This window comes from Tissierellales bacterium (assembly GCA_025210965.1).
Classification (GTDB): Bacteria; Bacillota; Clostridia; order Tissierellales; family JAOAQY01; genus JAOAQY01.
In genome coordinates this window covers 1-3,502 of record JAOAQY010000051.1, presented here as the reverse complement: position 1 = coordinate 3,502, position 3,502 = coordinate 1, and the positions used below count along the sequence as shown (strand labels likewise).

At 33.4% G+C, this 3,502-nt stretch carries 3 protein-coding genes; 1 reads left to right on the top strand and 2 read right to left on the bottom strand.

The window, feature by feature from the left end; genetic code table 11:
* The coding region (locus N4A40_03815; GenBank protein MCT4660965.1) for a DUF4184 family protein at positions 1 to 224 on the bottom strand (224 nt) is incomplete at its 3' end.
* 52 nt (positions 225 to 276) lie between these two features.
* The gene (locus N4A40_03810) at positions 277 to 1,368 is read right to left on the bottom strand and encodes a hypothetical protein (GenBank protein ID MCT4660964.1); all 1,092 of its coding nucleotides are present in this window, start codon (positions 1,366 to 1,368) and stop codon (positions 277 to 279) included.
* A gap of 190 nt (positions 1,369 to 1,558) precedes the next feature.
* On the opposite strand from N4A40_03810, the gene N4A40_03805 reads away from it, so the two are divergent.
* A complete protein-coding gene (locus N4A40_03805; GenBank protein MCT4660963.1) occupies positions 1,559 to 3,301 on the top strand; it encodes a GGDEF domain-containing protein in 1,743 nt (580 codons plus the stop codon).
* Positions 3,302 to 3,502 lie beyond the last annotated feature (201 nt).

The following is a 3,502-nucleotide window of genomic DNA, read 5'->3' as shown; positions in this document are numbered from 1 at the left end:
TTTACCATATAGTGAAATATATATGCGAGCAATATAGCAATAGGAACATTCATCACAAATACTCCCCACCAAGTATGCCCTACAGTCCCAAATGGTTTGAGCCTCAAGAAATATTCAAAATCTGGAGACATCGCTCCAAGTACAAGTCCCGTAAGATTTACCCATGTTCTTTGTTTTTTGTAAAGTGGTAATACTATCGCTGGGTGTGAAATTGTAAACGGCATAATTATCTCCTTTAACAACTAACTCTCTAAGCACTTCTTCTTAGCTTGCCTTTTAGGCTCTTTTTTTTCTCTCATTTCTAAAATACTCCGACAATCCTCTAATAATAATTCCTACAGAAAGAATCACTCCTACATATCCTGCTGGCGGATATACCCAGCCGACTAGTTTGCCAAATGGCACACTTCCTGCAAAATAAGCTACACCAACTAGTACTATCGCCGCCCATTTGAATCCTTTCGTTCCCTCTTTGGAAATGGCTGTAGTCGTCATCCAAAGAAGAGGCATGCTAGCACTGTATATACCAACTATGAGCATTCCTATAAATAATGTCGATGCTATGGGTGATATCTGACTAGCTAGATATAATGTAGGAATCTGCTGAGTACTAACCATTTTAAGATCACCTAACATGGCTAGGTTCAGAACCATAGCGGCCATCATTAGTACACTAGCTCCAAACAAACCCCCAAGTCTACATGCTATCTCTCTCTCGCTTTTTCTACCTATTTGGAATAAAAATGGAGTTCCAATAAGCATACAAAGCCCACCGTAAACTATTCCAGACATCCACCAATATGGCACTGCTTTTGTATTATTAAGTGCACTTGCTACTTGATCTGCATTTGCAAGTCCATCTATATTTTGAAATATTGACACTAATCCTATACTGACAGCTATTATGGCTATGATATTTCCAAAGCTTCCAAGTATCTGAACTAGTCTCTCAAATCCCATAAATAATGAAGCGAGTACGACACTGGCAAATACAAAGCGACCAATAGATGCATTTATTCCAAAATATTGTTCTATAGCTGCTCCTGCCCCAGCAAGCATTATCGAAAATGTCAAAAACATAAATATTGGCATAAATCCTCTAAAAAATCTACCCAAATAAGGTCCACAAAACACTGCGTATACATCCCCTACATTATTCTCTCTTTGTTTTCGTCCACTTCGGAGCACTAGCGCTCCACAAATACCCATCAGTATCAATGTAGACAAACCACAAATCAGACTTTTCGTTCCATGTAGTGTATAAAACTGCATTATTTCTTGTCCTGTTGCAAAACCTGAACCTATGCAAAGTGCTACGTATGCACCTGTTATCTTTAGTACTTCTTTCCAATCGCCCTTATTTCCCATCTAAAAACACCTCCGTACATCCCTTACTTACCTTCATTCTACAGTAGGGTTCTATAGTCTGCAATCATTATTTTCTTTTTTTCTCTACATTTTTTCAGATATGCATATAAGATGTTCATTTTCTTTGATTTTAATGTTATTTGTGCTATACTTTTTACATAACTGATAATAAAATGAGGGTGAGAAAGTTATGGATAAGGGGAATAACAGGGGACATTTATCACTAGTTTTAGTGTGCTTTTTTGTGGTACTCATAAATATACTGCCAATACCAGCACATGCTGTAGAAGTTAAAAATATAGATATGTCTGATAAATTCGAATATCTCATAGAACCTTTCGACGTAGAAGCAAGTGACGTTAGAGAGTTAAAATCAGCAGGTGCTCTTCGCTGGAAAAAATACAAAGGTATAACAGATTTGTCAGGTAAATTAGGCGAAAAACCAACCGTCTGGTTTCGTGCAAAGTTGCCCGATTCTATAACTCGGGATACCGGTATCTATTTTGATGAATTGTACGCACAGTCTTTGGACATTTATATTGGGGATGATTTGGTTTATACGAAGAGTAGGGAGTATATTCAACATTATAATTCTTTAATTTTGCCGCTAGTCTCAGATGATAATTCAGGCTATATTTATTTAAAGCTTATGTCTTCAGCTGCTAAGGCTGGCCCCAGTAGTCAAGTACTCATTTCATCCTATAATGCACTTCAGAAAAACTATATTTCAAAAGGTCTTTTTAATATCTACTTTGGGTTAGCTCTTGAAATAACTGGTTTAGCAATCTTATTTATATCTATTATTTCTAGTAAACACGAAAAAACATTAGGTTTTAGTCTATCTATAATACTACTATCATTGGGTTTCATTATACTATCTTTTAGAACTAATTTCACAATGTTTTTCCAATCTTTCGAAAAAGAAATTTTTCTTATATATGATATAGCATTGTTTCTTTTATTTCCAAGTTTAACTTATTTTTTTAAATCAATAGTAACTGAAAACGAATACAATTTTTTGAGAAAATTCTTTAAGTTTCAATTATTATATTCCATTTTATGTATATTAATTTCAATCATAAATCCTATTTTCAAATATAAGTATAATTACATCTACTCAATTCTTACCATACCAGTAGTAGGATTTCTATTTATAATCCAACTAATCTTCTTGATTTCCATTGGTTTAAAGAAGATAAAAAGCAAAAATACTAATGCCAAAATCTTCATGTTGGGCTTTGGACTATTTTCTTTTGGTATCATAATTGACTTAGTATTATATTTTTTAGTTAATATAAACCAGTCTTTCCAAATATGGCGATTCGGTTTAATTTTATTTGTAATAACACTTCTGGTCCTATTTGCTAAAACATATGCAGAACACAAAGATAGAGCAGATTCTTATGAACTAGAACTAAAAGATATATCTGAAAAAGCTAGATTGGATTATCTCACAAAACTGCCAAACAGACTAGCTATATATGAAATATTTGAAAAAATATCTGCACAATTAGAATCTGAATCATTGCCTCTATCTATAGCTATTATAGACATCGACGATTTTAAGCATATAAATGATACTTATGGTCATGTAGCTGGCGACTTCATATTAGTAGAATTAGCTAAACTCACTCGTGAAATACTCGGACCTAAGGGTGAACTAGGTAGATGGGGAGGAGAAGAATTTCTCATAATATTTCCTGCAATGAATCAATCCATTGCACATCACACCTCAGATAATCTTAGAAAACAGATATCCAATCACAAATTCGAATATCAAAATCATATTATAAATGTAACTCTTAGCTTCGGAATATCAACATTTGTAAAAGGTTCAACTCTTATAGAATGTGTCGATTCTGCTGATCAAGCTCTCTACATTGCTAAATCAAGTGGCAAAAATTGTGTAGTTTCGTCTAGTAAGACTTTATAAAAAAATAAGCTAAATGAAATATCATTTTCGAGAGTATATAATAAGTGGTGTAAACTTCTGAAATAATATTATGAGGAGGGATACACCACTATGTCGTTATTAGATAAAAAAGAATTAAGAAAGTTAATGAAAAAAGGACAGCTTACTGACATTTCTGATATTCAAGATTTACTTAAAGCTCAATTCAAAGATATTATTGAA

Excerpts from the sequence above, each read along its gene's own strand:
- N4A40_03810 (MCT4660964.1), bottom strand. The coding sequence starts at position 1,368 with ATGGGAAATAAGGGCGATTGGAAAGAAGTACTAAAGATAACAGGTGCA.
- N4A40_03805 (MCT4660963.1), top strand. The coding sequence starts at position 1,559 with ATGGATAAGGGGAATAACAGGGGACATTTATCACTAGTTTTAGTGTGC.